The organism is Comamonas sp. MYb396 (assembly GCF_037479555.1).
Lineage (GTDB): Bacteria > Pseudomonadota > Gammaproteobacteria > Burkholderiales > Burkholderiaceae_C > Comamonas.
Window position 1 is genome coordinate 20,957 of record NZ_JBBGYU010000001.1, and the last position, 22,946, is coordinate 43,902.

The following is a 22,946-nucleotide window of genomic DNA, read 5'->3' on the forward strand; positions in this document are numbered from 1 at the left end:
GGCTATGCCGCTGGCCATGGGCACGCGATCAGGCCGGGGGCAGCGGCGTGGCCTGGGCGTAATCGGTTTCGGCTTGCTCGGGGCTGATATAGCCATAGGCCACATCGCGCTGCACCAGCGCAGCGGGGCGCAGTGCCGCATCGCCGTTGCCGCCGCCGCCGGGCAAGTCCAAAATCAATCGGCGTCCGGCCGGGATCTGCTGCTTGCCCTTGCCGCGCAAGGCGGTGCCGTCGTCCAGCGACACCTTGCCCAGCGCGCCGCTTTTGCCGCCGTTGTGGCCGCGCGCTGCAAAATGCACGCGGTCGAACATGGCGTTCAGGTCAAACTCAAAGCCTTCTGCCGAGCCCACCTCGATGCGCTGGCCCAGGCCGCCCCGCCAGCGGCCGGCGCCGCCCGAGTTGGGGCGCAGCTCCTTGCGCCAGATGATGATGGGGCCGATGCTCTCGGTCACCTCGACCGACATGGCCTGCACGCCGCTGGGGAAGGCGGTGGCGCTGAGGCCATCGCTCGAGGGCCGCGCACCGGTGCCGCCGGTGTTGAACATCAGGATCTCGTGCTGCTGGTTGCGCGTCGCCTGGGTGATGCCCTTGAAGCGCATCTGCAGGTTCCACAGCGAGCTGGCCCCTTCGGCCGGAATCTCACCCTGGCAAATGGGCTGCAGCGCACCCAGCACCACATCGGGGATCAGGTGGCCGATGACATGGCGCACCGAGACCGGGCGCGGGCGGTGGGCATTGAGGATGCAGTCCTCCGGCGCGCTGATCTCAAAGGGCTCCAGCGAGCCCCAGTTGTTGGGAATCTCCGGCGCAATCGCGCATTTGAGCGCGTAGGAGGCATAGGCCTTGGTGTAGGTCAGCGGCACATTGATGCCGTAGCGGCTCGGGTCCGAGGTGCCGGCAAAGTCGGCGCGCAGCTTGTCGGCCGCAATCTCCACCGCAACGACCAGTTCGATGGGCTTTTCATAGCCATCGACGGTCATCGCATAGCGCTGGGTGCCATCGGGCAAGGCGGCGATGCGCTCGCGGGTGGCGCGCTGGCTGTTCTCAAAGATGAAGCCAGCCAGGTCTTCCAGGTCGCGCAGTTCAAACTCGGCCAGCATGCCCTTGAGGCGGCGCATGCCGGTGGCATTGCAGACGGCCAGCGAATGGAAGTCGCCAATCACTTGGTCGCGTTCGCGCACGTTGTTGCGCAGGATCTCGATCAGGTCCTCATTGAGTGCGCCTGCGCGGAAGAACTTCATCGGCGGAATGCACAGGCCCTCCTCGTAGACATCGCTGCCGTCCGGGCCAAAGCCGCGCCCGCCGATGTCCACCACATGGGCAGTGGCGGCAAAGTAGCCGATATGGTCGCTGTGGCCATCGCGGCCATAGAAGACCGGGGTGACGACGGTGATGTCGTGCAGGTGGCCGGTGCCCAGCCAGGGGTCGTTGGTGACCAGCACATCGCCATCTTGCAAGGTGCTGCGCTCAAAGCGCTTGGCAAAATGCGCGACCGACTCGGCCATCGAATTCACATGACCTGGGGTGCCGGTCACGGCCTGGGCCATCATGCGGCCCTGCTTGTCGAACACGCCGGCCGACAAATCGCCGGCCTCCCGCACGCTGGTACAAAAGGCGGTGCGGATCAAGGTGACCGCCTGCTCTTCGACCACCGAGATCAGGCGGTTCCACATGATTTGGTAATGAACGTCTGTATTGTTTGCCATGATCACACTCCGCTGTCCATGCGCTCGACCAGCATGCAGTCATCTGCCTGCAGCACCACCTTGAAGCCCGGGCTCACATAGGTCGAGGTTTCCTTCTCCACAATCACCACCGGGCCGGGCACGGCCTGGCCCCGGGGCAGGCCCAGGCGCTCATAGATATCGCAGGCATAGAATTGGCCCTGTTTGCCGTCAAACACCTCGCGGCGGTCCAGCACCGTCCCGGCACCCTTTTGGGGCGTGCCGCCCTGCTGCAGCTCGGCCTTGGCCGGCGGCAAGGTCTTGGAACGCAAGGACAGTGCCCAACTCACCACCTCGATATCGAGCCCGTCGATCGCGTGGCCAAACAAGGCCACATAGTTCTGCACAAAGGCGGCGTTGAGCGCGGGCACGCTGTCCGGCCCAAAGTGCTGCACGGGCACTGAGACCGGGATCTCCCAGCCCTGGCCGCAGTAGCGCATAAAGGCGCGCAGCTCCTTGACGGTTTCGCCGTCGTAGCCGGTGTCGTGCAAAAAGGCGCTCACCTCGACTTCCATCTCGCGCAGCATCTGGTTGACAGATTCGCCATCGAACTGGCTCATGCGCATCACCGAGCTGCGCAGCGATTCATAGGCAAAGGGGGCGCGCAAAAAGCCGATGGCCGAGCCCACGCCGGCGCCCGTCGGGATCAGCAGGCGATGGATGCCCAGCTTTTCACACAGCCGCACCGCATGCAACGGCGCTGCACCGCCGTAGGCGATCATCGTGTAGGCCTCCAGGTCCTGGCCAGACTCCACGGCATGCATGCGCGCGGCATTGGCCATGTTCTCGTCCACCACTTCGGCCACGGCGTAGGCCGCACGCACAGCGTCCAGGCCTTGCGCCTGGCCGACATGGGTGGCCATCGCATCTTGCGCGGCAGGCATGTTCAGCCGCATGCTGCCGCCGGCAAAGCGTGCCGGGTCCAGCTTGTGCAGCAGCAAGTCGGCATCGGTCACCGTGGGGCGCGCGCCGCCCCGGCCGTAGCTGGCCGGGCCGGGCTCGGAGCCCGCGCTCTCCGGCCCCACACGCACCTGGCGCATGTCGTCCACATGGGCGATGGAGCCACCACCCGCGCCGATCTCGATCATCTCGATGACGGGGATGGAGATCGGCATGCCGCTGCCCTTTTTGAAGCGGTAGCTGCGCGCCACTTCAAACACGCGCGCCGTCTTGGGCACATGCTGGTCGATGAGGCAGATCTTGGCGGTGGTGCCGCCCATGTCAAAAGACACCACCTTGTCCTGGCCGTACTTGGCCGCAAAATCGCTGGCGTAGATGGCGCCACCGGCCGGGCCGGATTCGAGCAGGCGCACCGGGAACTCGGCCGCATTGGCCAGCGACATCAGCCCGCCGCCCGAGTGGATCAGGTAGAGCGGGCAATGCATGCCCTCTTCCACCAAGGCCTGGGCCAGGCGCTGCAGGTAGGAGGACATCAGCGGCTTCACATAGGCATTGGCGCAGACGGTGTTGAAACGCTCGAACTCGCGGATCTGCGGCGAGACCTCGCTGGAGATGGACACCGACAGCTGGGGCAGCGCCTCTACAATCAGCGCGCGCACCCGCTTTTCATGGACCGGGTTCTTGTAGCTGTGCATCAGGCCCACGGCCACGCTGTCGTACTCGCCCCGGCGCAGTTGGGCGATCACGTCCTGCAGCTGTGCCTCGTCGAGCGGCTGCAGCTCCTGGCCCTTGGCATCGAGCCGGCCTTGCACGGTATAGCGGTGGTTGCGGGCAATCAGCGGCGCGGGCAGCTGGATGGCCAGGTCGTACTGCTCAAAACGGCCCTCGTTGCGCATCTCGATCACATCGCGAAAACCTTCGCTGGTGATGAAGGCGGTCTTGGCGCCGCGCCGCTCAATCAGCGAGTTGGTGGCCAGGGTCGTGCCGTGGATCACCGTGCCGATCTGCGCTGGCGCAATGCCTGCCTGGGCTGCCGCCTGTTTGAGGCCGGTGACGATGGCGCGCTCGGGTTTTTCATAGTCCGTCAGGACCTTCTCGCTGAACAGGACGCCATCGACCTCGAGCGCGATATCTGTGAAAGTGCCGCCGATGTCTGCCCCGGCGCGTATGACTTGGCTTGTTGCCATCTGGTATCTCCGAATCATGCAAGCTGTGTGGATCAGAAGCTCTGACCTGGCAGCGATGATCAAGTGATCGCCCAGCCGGCGCAAACAACAAATTCGAGGGCGGGCACAAGCTGTGCTTCGCGGGTAAAAACCATTACGCGCTAACCCGGTGGCGCTGCACGGCGACAGTGCAAAAATTCGTTGATTTTGGTGGCCCATGCACCAGCACTGCCCAGTGCTGCACCATGCGGCGGCGGCTTGCACCAATCAGGGCGGACAGGTGCTGTAAAGCCGCCAAGAGATGCTTGTGTAAAGCTTGGAAGGACAGCAAAAAATGCGAGGCTATAGGCGCGCCAGGCCTTAGCGATAGACCGCATTCAGGCACCGGATGCAGACATAAAAAAAGCCCCAAGCAAAGCTTGGGGCCTGTGCGCAGAACGGCAGAAGAATTACAAATCCAGCGCCAGTTGGCTCTTGTCATCGGCGCTGGTTTCCACTTGCCGCAGGCTGCATTCCACCTTGATGGGGGTCTTGACCACGCAGCAGCAGGGAACCACCTCATTGGGCCCGACAAAGGCCAGCGGCTCCTGGGTGTAGACGACTTCGCCCTCCACCAAGGTGAGGCGGCAGCTGCCGCAATAGCCACCACGGCACTGGTACTCCACATCGTGGCCCGTGCGCTCCAGCGCTTCGAGCAGGGTCTCCCCTGGCAGCACGCGTATAAGGGTGTCCGTGGTGCTGACGGTGGTCACAACTCGATTCCGCTCAGGTCATCGAGCGAGACTTCGGCGTTGATCTGGCCCACCAGGTAGGAGCTCAGCTCCACCTCTTGCGGGGCCACCTGCACGGTGTCGGACGACAGCCAGGTGTTGATCCAGGGGATCGGGTTGCTCTTGGCGTTCTCGAACGCGGGCTTGAGGCCGATCGCCGACATGCGGATATTGGTGATGTACTCCACATACTGGCTCAGGATGTCCTTGTTGAGGCCAATCATCGAGCCGTCGCGGAACAGGTACTCGGCCCACTGCTTTTCCTGCATCGCCGCGGTCTTGAACATCTCAAAGCATTCCTGCTCGGTCTCCTTGGCGATCTTGGCAAAGTCCGGATCGTCCTGGCCCGAGCGCATGATGTTGAGCAAGTGCTGGGTGCCGGTCAGGTGCAGCGCCTCATCGCGGGCAATCAGGCGGATGATCTTGGCATTGCCCTCCATCAGCTTGCGCTCGGCAAACGCGAAAGAGCAGGCAAAGCTCACATAAAAGCGGATGGCCTCCAGAATGTTCACATTCATCAGGCACAGGTACATCTTCTTCTTGAGCTGGTACACATCGATCTGGTGCACCACGCCATTGATCGTGTGGCTGCCTGCACCCAACTGGGCGTGCAGCATCGCATCACGGATCAGGTCGTCATAGTAGGACGAGATATCGCCCGCGCGCAGCTTGATGCTCTCGTTGCGCATGATGTCGTCAAAGATCACCGAGGGATCATTGACGATGTTGCGCAGGATGTGCGTGTACGAGCGCGAGTGGATGGTCTCGGAGAACGCCCAGGTCTCGATCCAGGTCTCCAGCTCGGGCAGCGACACCAGCGGCAGGAAGGCCATGTTGGGGCTGCGCCCCTGGATGGAGTCGAGCAGCGTCTGGTACTTCAGGTTGCTGATGAAGATGTGTTTTTCATGGTCGGGCAGGTTCTGGTAGTCAATCCGGTCCTGCGTGATGTCCACTTCCTCAGGGCGCCAGAAAAACGAGAGCTGCTTTTCGATCAGCTTCTCGAAGATCGGGTACTTCTGCTGGTCGTAGCGGGCGACATTGACCGAATTGCCAAAGAACATCGGTTCCTTGAGCTGGTCATTGTCGACCTTGGAGAAGGTGCTGTATGCCATCGCCTTCTCTCCGCTTAGATCTTGCAGGCGCCGCTGGCGCAGTCGTCTTCTGCCGCTGCGCCCTGCATGTCTTCGGCACCGTCACGGGTGTTGTGGTAGTACAGGGTCTTGACACCAAACTTGTAGGCCTGCAGCAGGTCCTTGAGCAGTTGCTGCATCGGCACCTTGCCATCGGCAAAGCGCTGGGGGTCGTAGTTGGTGTTGGCCGAGATGGATTGGTCGACGAACTTCTGCATCAGGCCTACGAGCTTCAAGTAGCCATCGTTGTTGGGCATTTGCCAGAGCAGTTCGTACTGGCCCTTCAGGCGATCGATCTCCGGCACCACCTGGCGCAGGATACCGTCCTTGGACTGCTTGACCGAGACAAAGCCGCGTGGAGGCTCGATGCCATTGGTCGCGTTGGCGATCTGGCTGGAGGTCTCGGATGGCATCAGCGCCGTCAAGGTCGAGTTGCGCAGGCCGTGGGTCTTGATCTCGGCGCGCAGGGTTTCCCAGTCGAGGTGCAGGGGCTCATCGGTCAGCGCGTCGATGTCCTTCTTGTAGGTGTCGATCGGCAGGATGCCGGCCGCGTAGTTGGTCTCGGCAAAAGCGGTGCAAGGGCCGAACTCGCGCGACAGCTGCACCGAGGCCTTGAGCAGGTAGTACTGGATGGCTTCGAAGGTGCGGTGGGTCAGGCCATTGGCCGAGCCGTCGGAGTAGCGCACGCCGTTCTTGGCCAGGTAGTAGGCGTAGTTGATCACGCCCACGCCCAGCGAGCGGCGCTTTTCGGTCGCAATGCGGGCAGCGGCCACCGGGTAGTCCTGGTAGTCCAGCAGGGCATCGAGTGCACGCACGATCAGGTCGGCCAGCTCTTCGAGCTCATCGGTCGATTCGAGCGCGCCCAGGTTGAAGGCGGACAGGGTGCAGAGCGCAATTTCGCCGTTCTCGTCCTTGATGTCTTCGAGCGGGCTGGTGGGCAGCAGGATTTCCATGCACAGGTTCGACTGGCGCACAGGAGCGACGGCCGGGTTGAACGGGCTGTGGGTGTTGCAGTGGTCCACGTTCTGGATGTAGATACGGCCGGTGCTGGCGCGCTCCTGCATCATCAGCGAGAACAGCTCCACCGCTGGCAGGGTGCGCTTGCGGATGGATTCGTCGGCCTCGTACTTGACGTACAGCTCTTCGAACTTGTTCTGGTCGGCAAAGAAGGCCTCGTACAGACCGGGCACATCATGGGGCGAGAACAGGCTGATGCTCTGGCCCTTGATCAGGCGCTGGTAGAGCATGCGGTTGATCTGGATACCGTAGTCCAGATGGCGGATGCGGTTTTCCTCGACGCCGCGGTTGTTCTTGAGCACCAGCAGCGACTCGGCTTCCAGGTGCCACAGCGGGTAGAACAAGGTGGCGGCACCACCGCGCACGCCGCCCTGCGAGCAGGACTTGACGGCCGACTGGAACATCTTGAAGAAAGGCAGGCAGCCGGTGTGCTGCGCCTCGCCGCCACGGATCTCGCTGCCCAGCGCGCGGATGCGGCCACCGTTGATGCCGATACCGGCGCGCTGCGAGACGTACTTCACAATCGCGCTGGTGGTGGCGTTGATGCTGTCGAGGCTGTCATCGCACTCGATCAGCACGCAGGAGCTGAACTGGCGCAGCGGTGTGCGCACGCCCGACATGATGGGCGTGGGCAGCGAAATCTTGAAGCGCGAGACGGCGTCATAGAAGCGCTTGATGTACTGCAGACGGCGGTCGGCCGGGTACTTGGCAAACAGGCTCATCGCCACCAGCACGTAGAGGATCTGCGGGCTTTCGTAGATGCGCTTGGTCACCCGGTTTTGCACCAGGTACTTGCCCTCGAGCTGCTTGACGGCTGCGTAGGAGAAGTCCATATCGCGCCAGTGGTCGATGAAAGCATTGATCTCGTCGTACTCTTCGCGGCTGTAGTCGGCCAGCAGGTGCGGGTCGTACTTCTTGAGCTCGGTGAGCTTTTGCACATGGTCGTACAAATGGGGCGGCTCGAACTGGCCAAAGGCGATCTTGCGCAGGTGGAAGATCGCCAGGCGCGCTGCCACGTACTGGTAGTCCGGTGCGTCTTCGGAGATCAGGTCGGCCGCAGACTTGATGATGGTTTCATGGATCGCATCGGTGCGGATGCCGTCATAAAACTGGATATGCGACTGCAGCTCGATCTGTGAGACCGACACATTGCTCAGGCCTTTGGCCGCCCAGTCAATCACCCGGTGGATTTTGTCGAGGTCGATAGGCTCAACGCGACCGTCACGCTTGGTGACTCTCATAGTGCTTGTCTGGTTCATTTGCGATGTTTCTAATGGGATAAAAAACGCAGGACCACGGGCGCAAGACGCGGCAGTCCCGCGCCAAAACGCGCCAGGCATGGCTGGCGCGTTTTGGCTGGCGCGAGACCAGCATCAATAAACCTGTGGGGGAAGCGGTGGACACTACATATGGTGTCTATGGGCTTGAGTGTACGCTACCTGTAGCGTTCTTGGCAGCAGAAAATCAGGCCCGATTTCTGCTAGGCACTGGCTGTTTCAGCGAAGAATGCAGCAAAATCAACGCGCAGGGAGCCGGTAAATATATGTATCCGGGTGGGCACATTCCCGGTGATGAAGAGGGGCATCATCCCCCCATGTTGATGGCGATCACCATCTGGTTGATTGCCTGGCCCATCAAGCCATAGACCAAGCTGAATGGCGGGCGGTACTTCGCCCTTTTGCAGCAGCGCCCAAACGAAAAACCTGCTGCACTTGCGTGCAACAGGTTTCGATAAGGATGGTCGGAGCGGTGGGATTCGAACTCACGACCCTCTGCTCCCAAAGCAGATGCGCTACCAGGCTGCGCTACGCTCCGACTAAGCCGCTATTGTATATCGAGCCGGAGCCACTTCCGGCGAAAAATGATTACTTTGACAACTTTTCATCTGCTGGGGCGGTTGGCGAGACAGCCGCCCTGCCCGCTGCGCAGCAAAAACGGGAGGGCCGTGCCAAGCGCCATGCATGAAGCAGAATGTGAAAGATGCTTGCCGGCACTCCATCAGAATAAACCGCGCCATATCGCAAATTGCCAAGAATCGCCAAAACAAAAAACCTGCTGCATTTGCATGCAACAGGTTTTTAAATGGAATGGTCGGAGCGGCGGGATTCGAACTCGCGACCCTCTGCTCCCAAAGCAGATGCGCTACCAGGCTGCGCTACGCTCCGACTAAGCCGTTATTGTAACCAGGGTTTGGGCAGCTGCATTTCGTATTTGACGATTTTTTTACAGCGGCCACCACCCATGCGGTTAACGTTGTTGGGTCGGTGCCGGGCCACGGCCAGGCAGGTGACGGAAAGTGATGCGGCCCTTGCTCAGATCGTAGGGCGACATCTCCAGCGACACCTTGTCACCGGCCAGAATGCGAATGTGGTGCTTGCGCATTTTGCCGCCTGTGTAAGCGATCAGCTCGTGGCCGTTGTCCAGCTTCACGCGAAAGCGCGAATCGGGCAGCACTTCGGTCACGGAGCCTTGCATCTCAATCAGTTCTTCTTTAGCCATATAAGTCGACGAATCCTTGTCTAGTGGTGCATGTGCGAAACCGGTTCGCCATGCTGTTCTCAGTGCCACCAACAAGCGGTGGCTCTCTCCATGGTTCGGGAGGGCCTTGCCAACTCTCGCCACCCAAGAGGGGCAAGGGCCTGCAAGGCAACCAAGCGGATATCTGCCAGCCCGACAACGGGGCGCAACAGCCAGCATCCCACACAATATTGACGGCGCAGCTGCCAGGGCAGCGAGCGCCTCCAAGCTATAAAAGCTTGCAAAGCTCTCTATTGTACTATGTTGCCGCCAATTCCGCTGTGGCTTGTCTCGTATAAACGCCGCCGGTGATCCGCAGAGCCGCATGGCTGTGCGGGCAGCAGCAGCGCCGGCGCATCGTTTAGCATGGCGCATGCATGCGCGGCTGGCTCCAGGCCGTGCCACCCAATGGCTCCCACCCCGTCACCAACGAACACCATGAACGCTGCATCCCCCCGCTACTGGCTGATGAAAAACGAGCCGGACGAATATGCGATCGACCATGCGCTCAGCGCCCCTGATGCCACCATTGCCTGGGATGGGGTGCGCAATTACCAGGCGCGCAACTTCATGCGCGATGACATGCAGGTGGGTGACGGTGTGCTGTACTGGCATTCGAGCTGCACCGAGCCCGGTATTTACGGCATCGCCCGCATTGCAGGCCGGCTGCGGCCCGATACCAGCCAGTTTGACCCGCAGTCCAAATACTATGACCCCAAGTCCAAGCCGGAGGCCCCGCGCTGGTTGATGCTCGATGTGCAGGCCCTGCGCAGGATCGTGCCCATCTCGGTGGCTGCACTGCGCCAGTACCCAGAGCTGCAAGACATGCGCGTGTTGCAAAAAGGCAATCGCCTGTCGATCACGCCGGTGGATGAGGTGCATTGGCGCTTTATCATGGGCCTGGTGAAGGCCCAGGGCTAATGCGCGCGAGGAGCGTTGCCAGCACTGCCCTGCCCCCGTTGGCGGCAAGCGCTGTTGCATAATACAAAACCCGTGAGCTGCCCATGCAATAAGCACCGGCAGCTATTTTTTTGATATCACTTCTGCGCCCAGGAATCCCCATGGCTTTTGCTGACAACCTCCAGTCCCTGCCCTCCATCGACCATATCGCCGAGCTGCAACTGATCGCTGCCGATGGCCAGGTGGCGGCCACCATTCCCAATGCACCGGGCAAAGCCGGTTCGGTCAAGGTCTACAACGCGCTGGCAGCCAAGCATGGCGGCATCAATGTGGCAGCGGCCGAAGAAGGCCTCACGATCTTTGCCGAGCACACGGACGACGCCAAGGCCCGCCCCGGCGCGCACCCCAATATCGACCGCCTGCTGGAGGTGATCGCCTCCGGCAAGGGCTATACCGTCAAGATCGTCTCCGCCTGAGGCACCTGGGCCGCTTGCAGCGCCGGTGCAGCTGCTGGCTGGCCGGCATAGGCGGCCACAAAGCGCTGCAGCATCTGCTCGGGCACGGGCGTGTCGCTCAGCTGCTCCAGCATCGCCGCCGGGTCAAAACCTTCAGATTGCAGCACCTGCGCGCGCAGCGCGATGCAGGCGGCAGCCACCGCCGGACTGAACTCCGGATGGAACTGGGTGGACACCGCATGGTGCCCATAGCGCACGACCTGGTGCGGATCATGGGCCGAGCGGGCCAGCACCCGGGCGCCGGGCGGCAGCTCCAGCACCGTCTGCATATGGGTCAGGTTGGCTTTGAAGTGCGGGCCAGAGCCGGCGAGCAAGGCCTCGTGCTCTGCGCCTGGCAGCAGCGCAATATCCAGGCAACCCATCTCGCGGCCTTGCGGGTGGTAGTCCACCCGGCCACCCAGCGCATGGGCCATCAGCTGGTGGCCATAGCAAATGCCAAATAGCGGCATGTCACGCGCCATCGCCTCCCGTATCCATTGGGCGGTCGCCTCGCTCCAGGGCAGCAGGTCCGTCACCATGGCCCAGGAGCCGGTGATGATCGCAGCACTGTGTGCATCATGCGGCGGCAAGGGCTCGCCCTCAAACACCCGCACCACCTTGAAGGCAGGCCCAGCGGCAAGAACGGTAGAGAACCACAGCGGCAAATCGCCGACCTGGGCACGGATGTCGTCGGGCGGTGTGCCGACCTGGATGAGCAGCAGAGTTTTTTCAGACACGGGTGAAGGCAAAAAGAATGGCTGGCCCATGCACTGTAATGCAGGCCAGCCCCGGATCGCCTTCAAGCCGGTGGATTTAACGGGCGGTTTTTCAGTATCGGAAGCGCAAGGTCGACTGCCGCACCACCTCAGGGAGCTGCTGGGCCTGCGCATAGGCTTCGCGCAGGCGGCTCGCATCGTTGACGCCTTCGTTGACGGTCTTGCGCAGCTGCTGCAAGGCCTCCTTGCTGTTCTCGGGCACATAGGACTGGATACGCTGCAAGGTGAGCAAGATATGCTCGCGTAACCCAAAGGATTCGCTGGTTGCCGGGTCCACATAGGCGCCTTCAAGGCCAAAACGGCAGGCCTGGAAGCGGTTATAGGTGTAGACCAGGTAGTCATCCTCGCTGGGCTCGAACGGCTCCTCGGCCAGGAACCAGGCGCCCAGCGCCTGCACATAAGCGGCCAGCGCCACGGCGCGCTCGATGGACAGCGGCGTGTCAAACACCCGCACCTCCACCGTACCAAACTCGGGCTTGGGCCGGATATCCCAGTAGAAGTCCTTCATGCTGTGGATCACGCCGGTGGCGGTCATCTTGTCGTAGTAGCGCTCAAAGTCCTCCCAGTGCAGCGCAAACGGTGCCCGGCCCGAGAGCGGAAACGCAAACACCGAATTGAGCCGCGCAGAATCAAAGGCCGTGTCCTGCCCCTGCACAAAGGGGCTGGAGGCCGACAGCGCAATAAAGTGCGGGATATAGCGCGAGAGCCGGTGCAGCATCATCAAGGCCGCATCGGCCCCGGGGCAGCCCACATGCACATGCTGGCCAAAGATGGTGAACTGCTTGGTGAGGTAGCCGTAGAGCGCGGTGATCTCCTTGAAGCGCGGCTTGTTGTAGATGCGCTGCTGGTGCCACTGCTGAAACGGGTGCGTGCCGCCGCCGGCCAGCGCAATATTGAGTTTGTCTGCGGCCTTGACCAGCGCGTCGCGCGTGACGCTCAGCTGCTGGTACGCATCCTGGGCGTCGGTGCAGATGCCGGTCGATATCTCGATCATGCTGGTGGTGACCTCGGGCACGATGGAGCCGGGCACCTGCGCGTTTTTCAGCAGGGCCAGCATATCGGGGGCATAGGGCGTCAGGTCATAGTGGTTGGTGTTGACCAGCTGCAGCTCCAGCTCGACGCCGAGCGTCAAGGCCTCGGACTGGTGGAAGGCTTCAAGCGTCATGGCGTTTCTCCTTGCTGGTGAGGGCAGACAGGCCGATGCCGCGGTGCGCCTCGCCACTGCGCCACAAAGCGAGCGAGGCCAGCAGCACGCCGATCACCTCGCACAGCACAATCATTGGCAGCGCGATGGACGACACGCTCACTGCCACTTCGGGGTTGATGGATGCCCATTGCGCCACCTGGGCCGAGGCCAGCAGCAAGGCGAGACCTGAGCTGGGCGACTGCGCGCAGGCCACCGGCCACTGGCGCAACCAGCCAATGCCGGTGCCCGCACCCAAGAGCAGCACGCCGCCCATCTTGCCCACCAGCCGCGCCAGGCTGACGGCAGCGACCAGGCTGATCAGCGCCGCGCTGGGTGCAATCTGGCCGGCCATGCTGGCGACCAGCACAAACATCAGCAAATTGAGCATGGTGTTGCCGGCCATAAAGGCCGAGGGCCAGACCATGGGCTTGGGGCTCAGGTTGCGCAGCATCACCCCGGCCAGCACAAAGCCCAGCGCGGCCGACCCGCCCAGGCGCTCGGCCATCAGGCTGGCTGCCACCAAGACCGCAATCATGTAGAGCGCGGTGGAATCGCTGCGCGAGGATTGCCAGCGCAGCACCGGCCACAGCGCGGCGGTGGTCAGCAGTGCCCACAGCAGGGTCAAACCCAGGCTCCACAGCAGATGGCCCATGCCGGCTGCCGTCAGCACCAGGCCCGATTGGGCATCGGTGCCGGCGACGGGCGACCAGGCCACGGTGACCACGAGGCCCAGCACCAGCGCATACATGCAGCCCAAGGTGGCCATCAGCAAGCTGCGGTCGGTCACGGCGCCGCTGGAGCGCAGATCGGCCGAGATGCGCAGCAGCACCGATGGCGAGGCGGCCATGGCCACCACGCCCACCCCCAGCGACACGGCCCAGCCCATGCCCAGCAGTTGCAAGGTGGCGGTGACCAGCACCAGCGCAGCCAGCGATTCGACCAGGCTTTGCAGCAGCAAAAATGGCTGTCGCACCAGCCATTTGAGCGAGATTTGCGAGGCGGCAATCAGCATGCTGGTACCCACTGCGGTGTGCAGCAGCACCTGGGTATTGCCCTGCAGCGGCCAGGGCAGATCGCCAAAGCCCAGCCAGCCAGCCAGCAGGCCCACGACCGTATAGCCCAGCATGCGCGGAAAACCGGTGAGTCGGAAAACCATGTGCCCGGCCAGCGCTGCCGCCGCGACCAGCACGCACCAACTCATCAAGGGGCCCACACTGTGTTCAAGCCAGCCGCCAATCTGCGGCAGCGGCATGGAAGATGCTGCTTGGGGTGGCATATCTGCACCCTCCTCCAAAAAAGTGTGTCCAGCGCGCAGGCCGCCTGGCACAAAGCTATAGATGGTCTGGCAGTGCCGCTCTGTGGGGGACCAGCTTTAACAGCCAGTTCAGGGCGCGCATTGCGAGACGGGGGATGCAGCCGCACGGTGCCCAGGCACCTTGTTGCAGTTATGCATCAGATCGTTAACCAATCTCAACAACTCTACTGGATGATCTACCGATTGCCACCACAGCATGCCGGCGCTGGGCACAAAAAGCCTGCAGTCCTACAATGCAGGCCGCGTGAGCCGCTCTTTTTACCAGGCTGGTGCGCCAAGCACCCAGCCCCGTATTGGCGCCCAAGCGTGCTATTTGGAACGTAGCATGCGGTGGGTACAAAAGATGCCAGCATTCCATCGTTCAGCTGCACTGGCAAGCCCGGTGCCTGCATATGCCTCAGCACCGCCAGGCAGTGCGCACCTATATCCGACTGCGCCGTGATGCCACCGGCCGCCCGCCCCAACCAGTTGCAGCCGTAACCGTATGATCGCGGCTCTGATGCGGCCAGCCACAAGCTCCCAGCGCCTGCCCGCTACCCACCGGTAGCGCCGCGTTCACCGCCCTTTTGCTGCCCCGGACCGCTATCCCCTGCCCGGCCAGCACCGCCGCGGCCACGCATCACCACTCCCTGCTTTTTGGCCCCTGTGCATCCGGCTTTGTCCCTCCGCACAACCTGGGGCCCGTTTTTGGTCTGGATATTTCCGTGCTTGCCTTGTTGACCCGTCTTTTCCCCCTCTGGGCGGCTGTGATGGCGCTGATCGCCTACAGCGCGCCTTCGGCTTTCCTGGGCTTCAAGCCCCACATCGCCCAGCTGCTGATGCTGATCATGTTTGCGATGGGCGTAACCCTGCGCGTGGCCGATTTCAGCCGCGTGCTGCAGCGCCCGGCCCCGATTGCGGCGGGTCTGTTCCTGCACTACCTCATCATGCCGCTAGCGGCCTGGCTGATTGCCAAGGCGCTGAACATGCCGCCCGAGCTGACGGCAGGCATGGTGCTGGTGGGCAGCGTGGCGAGCGGCACGTCATCCAATGTGATGATTTTTCTCTCCAAGGGCGATGTGGCGCTGTCGGTGACGATCAGTGCGCTGTCGACCCTGGTGGGGATTGTGGCCACGCCACTGCTCGCGCGCCTCTACATCTCGGCCTCGATCGATGTGCCGGTCAGCGCCCTCCTGATGGAGATTGCGCAGATCGTGCTGCTGCCCATTGGCCTGGGCCTGCTGCTGAACCATTTCTGGCATGCGCAGATCAAGCGCGTGGAGCGCCTGCTGCCCCTCGTATCGATGGTGGCGATCTTGTTGGTGCTCTCCACCGTGGTGGCCTTGAGCCGTGACCGCATTGCCACCGTTGGCGGCGTCGTGGTGGCGGGCGTCATTGCGCACAACCTGATCGGCTACCTGGGGGGCTACTGGGGTGGTCGCCTGTTGGGCTTTGACAAATCGGTCTGCCGCACCCTGGCGATCGAGGTGGGCATGCAGAACTCGGGCCTGGCAGCCAGCCTGGGCGCCAAGTTCTTCAGCCCCATGGCCGCCCTGCCGGGCGCCATTTTCTCGGTCTGGCACAACATCTCGGGCTCGCTGCTGGCCGGTTACTGGTCCAGCCGCCCCACAGGCACCGCCAATGACCATGTGCGCCGAGAAGACGTCTCGCTGCACTGATCTTGCAGATCCGCAGGCCTGATCAGGCGCGCTCAGCGGCTGGCTGCGCCGCGAGCATCAGCCCGGTGCGGCTGCGCGCACCTGCGACCAGGCCGCTGATCAGCTGCGTCTCGGGCAGGTTCTTCCAGTAGCGGCGCGGCATCTCGCGCAGCATGGCCTGCTCCTTGAGGCGCGCCGGGTTGAAGGTCGATTGGTAATAGGCCAACCACAGCGCTTCGCCCGCATCGGGGCCCGGTGCCTGGGCTTGCGTGGCGCCAGGCCCCCATTGCAGGCATTCCTGGTCCCAGAGCACGCTGCAGTCCGGCGTCAGAATCGCCCAGCGCATATTGCTAAAGCGCTCCCTGAAAAAGCCCGAGGCGGCGCGCACGATGTGGTGCTCGGGCTCGAACCAGGCCACATGCAGCGGCGCGCCCTTCTCGTCCTGCGCGGGCCGAAAGCGCACAAAGGCATGCATCTTGTGGATCTCGCGCCCCACCGCGCGGGCCAGGCGCTCGATCTCGCGCCAATCGGCATCCAGCGCATCGCCCGCCAGGCTGGGCATGGCCTGCAGCCGCGACAGCCAGCGGTAGCACAGCATAAAGCGGCCCGGGTTGCGGTGGCAGCAGGCATGGCGCAGCACGGCCAGCTGGGGTTTGCGGATATGCACCGGCTGGCCGGGTGCGATGGCCAAGCGGTCCAGTGCCTCGGGGGTGATGACGCGGGGTGGCGCATCGGCCCTAGCATCGGCTGCCGCAGCAAGGGCTGCCCCAGCATCGGCTGCCGCAGCATAGGCTGCCCCAGCATCCGCAAACAAATCACCATCCTCGGCCTGGGTGGCCAACGTATCCGACCAGCGCCAGTGCACCAGCTCGGGCGCTGCGCCCAGGGCCAGCAATACCCGCGCCGCTTGGCGGAAGCCGGCAAAGTCATCCGGTGCGTCCAACATCACCGTCAAGCTGTCGTTCTCTGCCTGCATGCCTGGCCTCCTCAAAACAGGGCTATCTGCGCCGCAGCCGCCAACTGCATGCCGCTGTGCCTGCGCTGCACGGCGCCCTGCCCCATCTGGGCCAGCAGCTGTTGGCGCAAGCTCGGGCTGTCGAGCATGGCCAGCGGCGGGTGGTAGTCGTCGAGCTCGACAAAAGGCAGTACCTTGCTGGTGGCAACACGCAGCTGCTGCAGATCGGCCAGCCGCAGCCGGCGCACCCGGCGGGCGGCCAGCAGACGCTCGACACTGCCGACACCCAAGCCCGGCACGCGCAGCAGCCAAGCCTTGGCCGCACGGTTCAAATCCACCGGGAAATGCTGGCGCTGCGACAGCGCCCAGGCGAGCTTGGGGTCGAGCTCCAGATCGAGCATGCCGCCGGCCGCTGGTGCGGTAATTTCTGCCGGGCTAAAGCCGTAGAAGCGCATCAACCAATCGGCCTGGTAGAGCCGGTGCTCGCGGATCAGTGGCGGCGCCTGCAGCGGCAGATCGGACGAGGCATCGGGGATGGGGCTGAAGGCCGAGTAGTAGACCCGGCGCAGGCGCTGGCCGGTGTAGAGCGCGCTGCTGGTGAGCAAGATGGTCGCATCATTGGCGCTGTCGGCGCCGACAATCATCTGCGTGCTTTGGCCCGCCGGCGCATAGCTGGGCGCTGCTGCCCGAGCGGCCTGGCGCTGGCGGGGCAGCGATACCAGCTTGCTGCCCTGCTGGTCTTGCGTCTGCTGCCGCGCGACCTCGATATGTTCTGCCACCTGGTGCATGGCAGAGGCAATGCCTACGGCATCTTTCTCAGGCGCCAATTGCTGCAGGCCCTGCTGCGTGGGCAGCTCGATATTGATGCTGAGGCGGTCTGCATAGCGACCGGCCAGGGCCAGCAGCTCGGGCGAGGCATCCGGAATCGTCTTGAGGTGGATGTAACCGCGAAAATCATGGTCCTCGCGCAGGCTGCGCGCCACCTCGACCAGCTGCTCCATCGTGTAGTCCGACGACTGGATGATGCCGCTGGACAGAAACAGGCCTTCTATGCAGTTGCGGCGGTAAAAGTCCAGCGTCAGGCCCACCACCTCAGCGGCGCTGAAGCGGGCGCGCTGCACATTGGAGCTCTTGCGGTTGATGCAGTAGCGGCAGTCGTAGATGCAGAAGTTGGTCAGCAGAATCTTGAGCAGCGAGACACAGCGGCCATCGGGCGTATAGCTGTGGCAGATGCCCATGCCCTCGGTCGACCCCATCCCCTCGCCGCCCAGGGAGTTGCGGGGCTTGCTGCCGCTGGATGCGCAGCTGGCATCGTATTTGGCAGCGTCAGCCAGGATCTGGAGTTTGGCGAGGGTTTGCATAAATACTGTGTATATATACAGTATTCTAGCAAAACCTCAGCAGCTTCGCCAGTGCGGGCGCGGTCCCGCTTGAGATTGCTCCCCTCTGGGAAGGCTGGCGACGGGATTCAGATGAAGGTAGATTTTTGCAAATACTGTATATGAATACAGCATTCGTCAAAACCAATACCTTTCCCGCGCCAGTCGGCTCTCAAAGCTGCATCAAGCCTGGGGCCCCAGCTTGGCGAGCACGGCTTTTTCCTTGACCGTGGACTCGGCGGCAAACTTCTTGTAGTCGGCGCTGTTCATGTAGATGGGCAGCATCTCAAAGCGCTGCAGCATGGCCTGGTAGCTTTCCATTTCCATCGCTTGCTTGAAGGCTTTGTGCAAGGCAGCTTGCACATCAACCGGCATGCCCTTGGGGCCCACCAGGCCAAAGGGCGAGTACTGCGTGGTTGGCAGGCCCAGCTCGATCAAGGTGGGGGTGTTGGGCAAGGTGGGCAGGCGCTTTTCGGTCCAGACATTCAAGGCAACCATGCGGCCCTGGTCCACATAGGGGATCACGGCGCTGGTGTCGGCCGCGACCATCACCTCGCCCGCCATCGTGGCGCGCATCAGCTCGGACGAGCCTTTGTAGGGCACATGCACAACATCCAGCCCCAGCTGCTGCGCAATGATGGCCGAGGTGACATGGGGCGAGGTGTAGGTACCGGTATTGCCAAGCGTGAGCTTGCCAGGGTTGGCCTTGGCCCAGGCCACCACATCCTGCCAGCTCTTGAGGCCGGACTGGGTGCTGGCCACCATGCAGAACGCATAGCCGGTGACATTGATGATGTAGCTCAGGTCCTCCACCGGGTTCCATTTGAGGCCGGTGGTAAAAGGCAGGCGCATCACGCTCATCGGCAGCTGGGCGATGGTGTAGCCATCTGCTGCCGTGTTCTGCAACTGTGTCGCGGGCAGCGAGCCGGCCGCGCCGGGGCGGTTTTCCACCACAATCGGTTGGCCCAGCACCTTGGCGGCGTTCTCGGCCAGTTGGCGCATCGTCAGATCGGTCGGCCCACCGGCCGGAAAAGCCACTACCAGCTTGATCGCCCGGCTGGGAAAGGTCTTGCTGGCATGGGCCAGCGATGCGCCCGCCCCCATCCAGGCACCGGCTGCCGTGGCAGCCCCTGCTTGCAGCATGCTTCTGCGCGTCAACACCATATCTTTGTCTCCATTTCGGTCTATAGGCGACAAAGAGTGTAGAAAAGCGCAGCCAGGCGCCGCGACGCCTGGGCGACATGGTCGGTGGCGCGTAAGGATTCTGGTGGCGAGCCCCGGTGGTGGCCCTATTCCACCGTCGCGCCCGACTGCTTGACCGCCTTGCCCCACTCGGCGATTTCGCTGGCCACAAAGCGGTCCATCTCCGGGCCACTGGTCGGTGCGGGCTCCGAGCCCCGGTCGCGGATGAACTTCTGCATCTCAGGGCTGCTGAGGATGGCCACCGTCTCTTGGTTCAGCTTGTCGACAATGGCTTTGGGCGTGCCCTTGGGAGTCATCAGGCCCAGCCAGCCGACAGCCTCAAAGCCCTTGAACTCCGGCAGGCCCGATTCAGCAATCGTGGGCACCTGAGGCAGCTGGCTGGAGCGTGTGGCCGAGGTCACGCCCAGCGGCACGGCCTTGCCGGCCTGGATATTGGCCAATGCGGCGGTGACCGAATCGACCATCAGCGGCACCTGGTTGCCCAGAAAATCCGCCTGGGCCGGGCCGCTGCCTTTGTAGGGAATATGTTCGATCTGCAGCGCCGCGCGGGCCTTGACCATCTCCGCGCTCAAATGCTGGGTGCCGCCAATGCCGGCGCTGGCATAGCTCAGCTTGCCCGGCTCTGCGCGGGCCTTGGCGACCAGGTCGTTCATGCTTTTGATGCCACTGGCCGGGTTGGCCAGAAAGACCAGGGGCACCTTGGCGATCAAGCTGATGCCGACCAGGTCCACTCGGGGATCGAAGTTCACCTTTTTGTACAGGGTCTGGTTCACCGCCATCGCGCTGCCCGCGACCAGCAAGGTGTAGCCGTCGGCCGCGCTGCGCGCCACCTGCTCGGAGCCGATATTGCTGCCCGCGCCGGCTTTGTTCTCTACCACCAGCGGCTGGCCGAGCTTCTGCCCCAGCTTGTCGGCCAGCGCACGGGCAAAGATATCGGTGGCCTGGCCGGGCGGGAACGGCACGATCAGCTTGATGGGCTTGTCCGGATAGGCAGCAAGGGCTGGGCTGGATGCAACGGCCAAGCTAGCGGCCAGAGCCAATGCGGCAGCAGAAGTGAGCGCATGGGGGGTCATGGGGTGGGTCTCCTGATGGGCTGCAGCGGCATTGGCGAGAAGTGCCAATGCGCTGCGCGAGCTTTGTTTAGCCGGGATCTTCGCCCATCCAGAGGCGAATGGGCAGCCTGGGCTGTCTCCAAGACAACTGCCCATTCTTCTGCTAGAAATGACATCACTGATCAGTTCTGATCAATACAGTGCCTGGACGGCTATCATCAGCGCTGTTATTTTTACCCCCGCATGCCATGTTTTTCGGAATCAGCCACCTTGTCCTTCCCTGCAGCGATCTGGAAAAGGCCACGCATCTCTGGCGCGATGTGATCGGCTTTGCCGCTGCGCGCAGCGGCGAGGGCTATGTGGATATCGACACCGGCAGCGCCTTGCTGCGGCTGCTGCAGGTGCCCCAGGTGGAGTCGCAGACAAGCCTGCGCCTGCAGGTGGCCGATGTGGCCCAGGCCTACCAAGCCCTGTTGGCGGCAGGCAGCAGCTCTCGCTATGCGCCGATGCGCACCCCCGAGCTGGAAGAAATGGCCTGTGTGAGCGATGCCGATGGCCATGCCATCGTGCTGTGGCGCGCCTTGACCGAAGACGAATGGGGCTTTGTGCCCGAGCTGCCCAAGCAAGGCGAATGGACCGCCGATGCCGAGGACCTGCTGCAACGCCTGCTCGCGCATGTGCCGGCGTTCTTTCGCATGCTGGCCCGGCGCAAGACCACCCGCGTCATCGAGCAACTGGCGCAAGAGGCGCGCAGCCCCGTCACCCGCGATTGGGTCATCAAAGGCTATATCACCGCATCGGCCAAGGTCACACGCTTTCGCCTGGTGGAGCCGCTGCGCGCTGAAGGTATCGACCTGGATGACTACCGGGCGGAGTTTGACTACGAATGAGGGCTAGGCTGCGCCTTGCTTGCGATACGCATGGGCGCCTGGCACTCAGTTCAAGCTGCACTCAGTTGTTGGACGGTCTCAGCGCAGCGCTGCTCGATCAAACTGCACACCAGCTCGACAACTGCATGCCGGGAAAAACCATGCTGTGGGGCGCTCTGTAGTTGCCGCGCCGCAGCAGGCAGGCTTTGCGCAAGCGCGAGGATGCGCTTTTTGGTCGCAGCCTTGGCCAAGCCCGCGTCCTCTGCGAATTGCTCCCAATGGCGGCTGCGCAGCTCACCAAATCGGTACTTGCCACCCAACTTCATGGCCATCTTGTCCGTCAGCGCGGGGTAAACCGCTGTCGACAACAGATCGTACAAAGGTGCGAGCACGGTGGCATTGCGCCCCGCCTGTTGGCCATAGAGCAGCGAAAAGTTCTTGGCATGCGCATCATGGTTGCCGATCAGCGCATTGAAAATGACAGCGTCCAGCATGCGCAGCACCTGTGGGGCATTCGGTCGCGTCACCCCACGCAACAGCCCAAAGCACTGGGCCAGATCCGGGCCGCCTTCGTTTTGGTACTTCAACTCAGGCACGACGCCCAGTGCCTGGCAAAAGTCTTCCTGGTGCAGACGAACACGCTGCCCGCCCTCCTCGGTGTTGCGGTCATAACGCTCTACAAGCAGAAAGCTATGTCCCCAAATGCTATGGATGCGTGCCTGTGCCGGGCGCAGTCCCATCGCCTGAGCCAGCAACATGCAAAAGCCTTCATTGGCTACGCTGTCCTCAACCGCATGGATGGCAGGTTTCAAGATATGGCTGCTCGGCGTGCCGTTACGTGGCAGACCGATGCGTGGTTGCGTTTGGTGCATGTCATCCACCACCACCGGAAGCTTGTCCTGCGCCCCTGCCAGTGACAGACGCAGCCCATCCGCACCGGCCAACATGGGACGGCGTGGCAGCTCTTCCAAAATGGCTGCAAGCTGGCTGTCGGTCTGCCAGTCCACATCATCCCCGCCGGCAGCCAAGGGCAATTGCTGGCCAGGGTCCAGAAAACTGACCGCGCCCGCGCATTCGCCGCCGATGCGGTCGAGCAAAGCGAAGTCGTTCTGCCTGGAGATATGAAAATGCTGCGCAATCAGGCGGCGCATCTGCCCTTCTGGCAGCAGGCCGGCAAAGAATGGCCGTGATTCGATGTCATCAAAGGCTGCATCTCGCAAGGGCAGTGACTGCGACAGAGCGATGGCATCCGGCTGTGCCAACCAAGTTGGCGCGTAGGTAAAGCACAGTCTGCCATGGCGCAGCGACAGCTCGCCTGCCAATTGCCCCAGCAGCCAGACATTCAGCTCATGGGCCACGGTGGCCTCCTTGGCTGATGGCATGTACCTGCCGGCGCTGGTCATCACTACCACCCTCTGGCAAGCCCGAGAGCTGCAACTGGCCGCCTAGCGCGTCGACCACACGGAGCACATTTTCAAGACGCACTGTTGGCTTGCCAGACTCCAAGTCAACAACGAACCGCGTGCCCACTCCCGCAGCCAGCGCCAATGCTTGCTGGGTAAGCCCCAGCTGCTTTCGCGCCAGACGCAGCGCTGCGGCCAGTTGTTCTGCATTCTGGATAGAGGACATGCTGTGTTGATTTAAAAATTCCCGATCGGGAAATTATCACCCTTTTGCGGCCAAAAATCCAGCTTTATTCCTGATCGGGAATATTTAACACCTCAAGAACCCAAAATACCGCCAAAAAACCCGATCGGGATTTTTTGCTTCAGCCCATCTGACGAATATCCCCAACATCGGCAGGAACCAAAGACCCGAATTGGTACCAGCGTGGCTCAGTCGTGCATTCAAAATGCCAACTTAAAAATAACTTCAACTTGCTGTTTTTATTAAGAAATTTCACCAAATTTCTGCAGCTATTGCCAACTTCCAGGCATCTTCAAAAGTACGCAAGGTT

General features: G+C 62.5%; 20 protein-coding genes and 2 tRNA genes. 5 read left to right on the plus strand and 17 right to left on the minus strand.

Annotated elements, in window-relative coordinates:
- Window positions 1-28 precede the first annotated feature (28 nt).
- The 5 genes from WH265_RS00085 to nrdA form a co-directional block, all read right to left on the minus strand.
- Window positions 29-1,705 carry a hydantoinase B/oxoprolinase family protein gene (locus WH265_RS00085; RefSeq protein ID WP_339556908.1) on the minus strand — a complete coding sequence of 559 codons (1,677 nt, stop codon included), beginning with the start codon at window positions 1,703-1,705 and terminating at the stop codon, window positions 29-31.
- A 2-nt stretch (window positions 1,706-1,707) separates the two neighbouring features.
- Window positions 1,708-3,810 (minus strand): hydantoinase/oxoprolinase family protein, encoded by a 2,103-nt coding sequence (locus tag WH265_RS00090; protein WP_339556909.1) that lies wholly within the window; start codon window positions 3,808-3,810, stop codon window positions 1,708-1,710.
- Window positions 3,811-4,238: 428 nt separating this feature from the next.
- Window positions 4,239-4,541: a class I ribonucleotide reductase maintenance protein YfaE gene (gene yfaE, locus WH265_RS00095; RefSeq protein ID WP_312988550.1), complete on the minus strand. Its 303-nt coding sequence runs from the start codon at window positions 4,539-4,541 to the stop codon at window positions 4,239-4,241.
- Window positions 4,538-5,671: a class Ia ribonucleoside-diphosphate reductase subunit beta gene (gene nrdB / locus WH265_RS00100; protein ID WP_339518127.1), complete on the minus strand. Its 1,134-nt coding sequence runs from the start codon at window positions 5,669-5,671 to the stop codon at window positions 4,538-4,540. Before nrdB ends, yfaE begins: the two co-directional genes overlap by 4 nt.
- A 14-nt stretch (window positions 5,672-5,685) precedes the next feature.
- Window positions 5,686-7,947 (minus strand): class 1a ribonucleoside-diphosphate reductase subunit alpha, encoded by a 2,262-nt coding sequence (gene nrdA, locus WH265_RS00105; RefSeq protein WP_445228087.1) that lies wholly within the window; start codon window positions 7,945-7,947, stop codon window positions 5,686-5,688.
- A gap of 209 nt (window positions 7,948-8,156) precedes the next feature.
- Between nrdA and WH265_RS00110 the strand changes: the two genes are divergently transcribed.
- Window positions 8,157-8,351, plus strand: a complete 195-nt coding sequence (locus WH265_RS00110) for a hypothetical protein (protein ID WP_339556910.1) — start codon at window positions 8,157-8,159, stop codon at window positions 8,349-8,351.
- A gap of 93 nt (window positions 8,352-8,444) precedes the next feature.
- Here the strand turns inward: WH265_RS00110 and WH265_RS00115 are convergent.
- From WH265_RS00115 to infA, 3 genes are all read right to left on the minus strand, one after another.
- A tRNA-Pro gene (locus WH265_RS00115) sits at window positions 8,445-8,521 on the minus strand.
- Window positions 8,522-8,794: 273 nt separating this feature from the next.
- Window positions 8,795-8,871, minus strand: a tRNA-Pro gene (locus WH265_RS00120).
- An 82-nt stretch (window positions 8,872-8,953) separates the two neighbouring features.
- Complete coding sequence (infA, locus tag WH265_RS00125) at window positions 8,954-9,205, minus strand: translation initiation factor IF-1 (RefSeq protein WP_021028051.1); 252 nt, start codon at window positions 9,203-9,205, stop codon at window positions 8,954-8,956.
- A gap of 456 nt (window positions 9,206-9,661) precedes the next feature.
- Here infA and WH265_RS00130 point away from each other — a divergent pair, with 456 nt between their 5' ends.
- Together WH265_RS00130 and WH265_RS00135 are read left to right on the plus strand one after the other, a co-directional pair.
- Complete coding sequence (locus WH265_RS00130; protein ID WP_339556911.1) at window positions 9,662-10,144, plus strand: EVE domain-containing protein; 483 nt, start codon at window positions 9,662-9,664, stop codon at window positions 10,142-10,144.
- A gap of 140 nt (window positions 10,145-10,284) precedes the next feature.
- Window positions 10,285-10,599, plus strand: coding sequence for a DUF2322 family protein (locus WH265_RS00135; protein ID WP_339518130.1), 315 nt, complete (start codon window positions 10,285-10,287; stop codon window positions 10,597-10,599).
- Here WH265_RS00135 and WH265_RS00140 read toward each other — a convergent pair.
- From WH265_RS00140 to WH265_RS00150, 3 genes are all read right to left on the minus strand, one after another.
- A complete protein-coding gene (locus WH265_RS00140) occupies window positions 10,572-11,354 on the minus strand; it encodes a glutamine amidotransferase (RefSeq protein WP_339556912.1) in 783 nt (260 codons plus the stop codon). The two genes, WH265_RS00135 and WH265_RS00140, sit on opposite strands and share 28 nt — an antisense overlap.
- Window positions 11,355-11,445: 91 nt before the next feature.
- A complete protein-coding gene (locus tag WH265_RS00145) occupies window positions 11,446-12,558 on the minus strand; it encodes a YbdK family carboxylate-amine ligase (protein ID WP_021028055.1) in 1,113 nt (370 codons plus the stop codon).
- Window positions 12,548-13,855, minus strand: a complete 1,308-nt coding sequence (locus tag WH265_RS00150; protein WP_339556913.1) for a cation:proton antiporter — start codon at window positions 13,853-13,855, stop codon at window positions 12,548-12,550. Before WH265_RS00150 ends, WH265_RS00145 begins: the two co-directional genes overlap by 11 nt.
- A gap of 743 nt (window positions 13,856-14,598) precedes the next feature.
- Between WH265_RS00150 and panS the strand changes: the two genes are divergently transcribed.
- Window positions 14,599-15,552: a ketopantoate/pantoate/pantothenate transporter PanS gene (panS, locus tag WH265_RS00155; RefSeq protein WP_339556914.1), complete on the plus strand. Its 954-nt coding sequence runs from the start codon at window positions 14,599-14,601 to the stop codon at window positions 15,550-15,552.
- Between the two features lie 22 nt (window positions 15,553-15,574).
- On the opposite strand, the gene WH265_RS00160 is transcribed toward panS, so the two are convergent.
- From WH265_RS00160 to WH265_RS00175, 4 genes are all read right to left on the minus strand, one after another.
- Window positions 15,575-16,507, minus strand: coding sequence for a TIGR03915 family putative DNA repair protein (locus tag WH265_RS00160; protein WP_339556915.1), 933 nt, complete (start codon window positions 16,505-16,507; stop codon window positions 15,575-15,577).
- Window positions 16,508-16,518: 11 nt separating this feature from the next.
- Window positions 16,519-17,847 (minus strand): putative DNA modification/repair radical SAM protein, encoded by a 1,329-nt coding sequence (locus tag WH265_RS00165; RefSeq protein WP_339556917.1) that lies wholly within the window; start codon window positions 17,845-17,847, stop codon window positions 16,519-16,521.
- A 201-nt stretch (window positions 17,848-18,048) separates the two neighbouring features.
- Complete coding sequence (locus WH265_RS00170) at window positions 18,049-19,029, minus strand: tripartite tricarboxylate transporter substrate binding protein (RefSeq protein ID WP_339556918.1); 981 nt, start codon at window positions 19,027-19,029, stop codon at window positions 18,049-18,051.
- Between the two features lie 125 nt (window positions 19,030-19,154).
- Window positions 19,155-20,141 carry a tripartite tricarboxylate transporter substrate binding protein gene (locus WH265_RS00175; RefSeq protein WP_339556919.1) on the minus strand — a complete coding sequence of 329 codons (987 nt, stop codon included), beginning with the start codon at window positions 20,139-20,141 and terminating at the stop codon, window positions 19,155-19,157.
- 227 nt (window positions 20,142-20,368) lie between these two features.
- Here WH265_RS00175 and WH265_RS00180 point away from each other — a divergent pair, with 227 nt between their 5' ends.
- Complete coding sequence (locus tag WH265_RS00180) at window positions 20,369-21,010, plus strand: DUF2621 family protein (RefSeq protein WP_339556920.1); 642 nt, start codon at window positions 20,369-20,371, stop codon at window positions 21,008-21,010.
- 50 nt (window positions 21,011-21,060) lie between these two features.
- Here the strand turns inward: WH265_RS00180 and WH265_RS00185 are convergent, their stop codons facing one another.
- Window positions 21,061-22,347: a type II toxin-antitoxin system HipA family toxin gene (locus WH265_RS00185; protein WP_027011156.1), complete on the minus strand. Its 1,287-nt coding sequence runs from the start codon at window positions 22,345-22,347 to the stop codon at window positions 21,061-21,063.
- The gene (locus tag WH265_RS00190) at window positions 22,337-22,618 is read right to left on the minus strand and encodes a helix-turn-helix transcriptional regulator (RefSeq protein WP_339556922.1); all 282 of its coding nucleotides are present in this window, start codon (window positions 22,616-22,618) and stop codon (window positions 22,337-22,339) included. The genes WH265_RS00185 and WH265_RS00190 overlap by 11 nt, the downstream gene beginning before the upstream one ends.
- Between the last annotated feature and the right edge of the window lie 328 nt (window positions 22,619-22,946).